General features: G+C 63.4%; 3 protein-coding genes. All 3 read right to left on the reverse strand.

Annotated features, from left to right (window positions below; genetic code table 11):
• Positions 1-337 (reverse strand): carbohydrate ABC transporter permease (locus tag HLUSI_RS0109020; RefSeq protein WP_016833660.1); only part of this gene is annotated, 337 nt, incomplete at its 3' end.
• 89 nt (positions 338-426) lie between these two features.
• The gene (locus HLUSI_RS0109025; protein WP_016833664.1) at positions 427-1,701 is read right to left on the reverse strand and encodes an ABC transporter substrate-binding protein; all 1,275 of its coding nucleotides are present in this window, start codon (positions 1,699-1,701) and stop codon (positions 427-429) included.
• Between the two features lie 77 nt (positions 1,702-1,778).
• The coding region (locus HLUSI_RS27770) for a LysR substrate-binding domain-containing protein (RefSeq protein WP_083830886.1) at positions 1,779-2,873 on the reverse strand (1,095 nt) is incomplete at its 5' end.

A 2,873-nucleotide genomic window follows, 5' to 3' on the forward strand; every position in this document is an offset into this window, starting at 1 on the left:
CGCGGCCGCCGATGCGGGCATTGGCCCACAGCGCCATGCCCAGCGCCAGGGCGATCGAAACGGGGACGGTCACACCCGCGTACAGCAGGTTGTTGCCGGCGACTTGCCAGAAGGTCGGGTCGCTCAGCAGGTCGCGGTAATTCTCGATGCCGTTGAAGACGCTGGGACGGCGCGCAGTGCCGCGCGAATGGAAGCTGCTCCACAGCGTCGCCAGCATGGGATAGAAGGCGAACAAGGTCAGCAGGATCAGCGACGGCGTCAGCAGGCCCCAGCCGAACAGGTTATGCAGGCGGCGTTCGGAAGGATTGACCGGCGCCAGGTGTGTTGCTTGGTTCATCAGGATCGTGTCCGGTGATCGGGTCTTGTTGCTGCCGTCCCGGCGAAGGCAGGGGCGGCAGCGGTACAGTTTTTACAGAAGAACGCGGATTAACGGTAAGGCTTCAGCAAACGCTCGGCAGTTGCCTGTGCTTCATCCAGCGCCTGCTTCGAGGTCTTGGTGCCGGTCAGCGCCGCTTGCACGGCGTTCGACAGCGCTTCACGCACGCGGGCGGTCTGCTCGGTCGAGAACTCCGGAATCGCTACCGCCAGCTGATCGCGCGCCACCAGCGCCTGCGGGAAAGTCTTGGCGTAGTCGCGCAGGGCAGGCGTGTTGTACGAAGCAGGGCTGGTGCCGACGTAACCGGTCGCGATCGACCATTGCGCTGCACGTTCCGGCGCCGTCATCCAGCGTACGAAATTGACCGAGGCCGCTTGTTGCGCCGGCGACGAACCCTTGAACAGGTAGAAGTTGCCGCCGCCGACCGGTGAACCCGGCTGCTTGTTGGCCGGCAGCATGGCGACGCCGAAGTCGAACTTGGCTTCCTTCTTCACGGCAGTCAGGTTGCCGGTGGTGTGCCACATCATCGCGGTCTGGCCTTGCACGAAGGCCTGGCGCAGCGTGCCCCATTCAATCGCGCCGGCCGGGCTGACCTTGTGCGTGGCGGCCAGTGAACGCCAGAATTCCAGCGCTTCGACGGCGGCCGGGGTGTTGAAGTAGACCTGCGTGCCTTCCTTGTTCATCAGCGACACGCCGTTCTGGATCGCGAACGCCTGGAACATCCAGTACGGATAGCCGGTCGACGGAATCATCAGGCCGAACTTGTCCTTGCCGGTCAGCTTGGTGGCGGCGGCCAGCATTTCCTTCCAGGTCTTTGGCGGCGCATCCGGATTCAGGCCGGCGGCGCGGAACATGTCCTTGTTGTAGAACATCACGATGGTCGAGCGCTGGAACGGAATGCCCCAGACGTGACCGCCGATGGTGCCGTTGGCCATCAGGCCGGGATAGAAGCTTTGCAGCCAGGCCTTGTCTTCGGCGCTGGTGGCGACCTTGTCGAAGGGCTCGATCAGGTTCTGGTCAATGAGATCGTAAGTGTCGAGCGCGCCCAGCACCGACAACTGTGCAGGTTGGCCGCCCTTGATGGCCGACAAGGCGCGCACGCGGGTCTCGTCGTAGTTGCCGGAGTAGACCGCCTTGACCTTGATGTCCGGATTGGACTTCTGGAAATCGTTGATCATGCCGTCGATCACGTCGGTCAGCGGACCGCCGACGGCAATCGGATAGTACATGGTCAGTTCAGTCGCGGCGCTGGCCATCGACGATGCTGTCAGTGCGCTGGCGAAAAGTGCCGCCAACGCTGTTTTTTTGATGAGTTTGCTCAGCATTGCTGTTCCTTTTTTGAGGTAGTCGTGTTGAAAGTGCAGGTGAAAAGCGTGGTCAGATCCGGATGTGTTGAAAGCGCTCAGAGCACGGCGGCCAGCTTCGGCGTGGCGCTGTCGTGGCCGTAGCGGGCCAGCCGCAGCAAGCGGCGACCATCATCGGCGGCGAACACGTGGGCGTCGACGGGATTCCAGCCGAGACCGACACGGTCGCCGAGCTTGAGCCGGCTCTTTTCCGGACTACGCACGATGATGTCGTCGCCGCCCGGCAGGTCGAGGTAGATGTAGGATTCGGCGCCCTGGAATTCGACGCCGGTGACGGTGCCGAACAACTCGGTCGACGACGGCGCGACGATATGGAAATGCTCCGGACGCACGCCGATCAGGGTCTTCACGTCGTTGCCGATCGGCGCAATGCCGGCCCGCAATGCCGGCGGCAATTTCTCGGCCGCGAAGTAGAGCGCCAGCATGCCGCCGTCGACATACCAGTCCGGCAGCACCCGCACCAGCGTGCCGCCTTCCAGATACGGCAGCGCGTGCGGCATCGCAGTCAAGGTGATGCCCAAGCCCATCTCGGCGATTTCGCAGGCGGCATTGGGATCGCTCATGGTCATTTTCACCTTCAGGTCGATCACCGCCTGCATGCCGTCATTTTTGCCTCGTGCTTTACCGTTGCGCAGCGTCCATGAACGCACGCGGCCGGTCTGCGGCGAGCGGATCAGGATGCCGTCGTGGTGGGCGAGGTCTTCCGGCGTACGGATAGCCGGGTGCGACGCCAGGTAGGCTGGCGACGCCAACAAGACACGATGCGCCGGCGCCAATTCACGCGCGACGATACCGGGCGGCAGTTCGATGCCGCCGCCGATGGCCGCATCAAAACCTTCCGTAATCAGATCCACCGGGCGATTGTCGAAATACCAGTCGGGCGAGATGGCCGGATAGCGTTCCAGAAATCCTCCCAACAGCGGCACGATGTATTCCCGCCCGAATCCCGTTCCCATGCTGACCTTCAACACGCCGGCCGGCTGGCCGTCTGCGCTGGCCAGATTGGCGACCGCGCTCTGGATGCTGGACAGGCCGCCACTGACTTCCCGCAGAAATCGCTCTCCGGCCTCGGTCAGGCTCAGGCTGCGCGTGCTGCGCTGGAACGTCCCGCTGGTTAACCGGCGCTGGCTTGA

It is taken from the genome of Herbaspirillum lusitanum P6-12, assembly GCF_000256565.1.
GTDB lineage: Bacteria > Pseudomonadota > Gammaproteobacteria > Burkholderiales > Burkholderiaceae_D > Herbaspirillum > Herbaspirillum lusitanum.

What these genes read in the sequence shown, in the direction of transcription:
- HLUSI_RS0109025 (WP_016833664.1), bottom strand. Translation starts at nt 1,701, where the DNA reads ATGCTGAGCAAACTCATCAAAAAAACAGCGTTGGCGGCACTTTTCGCC.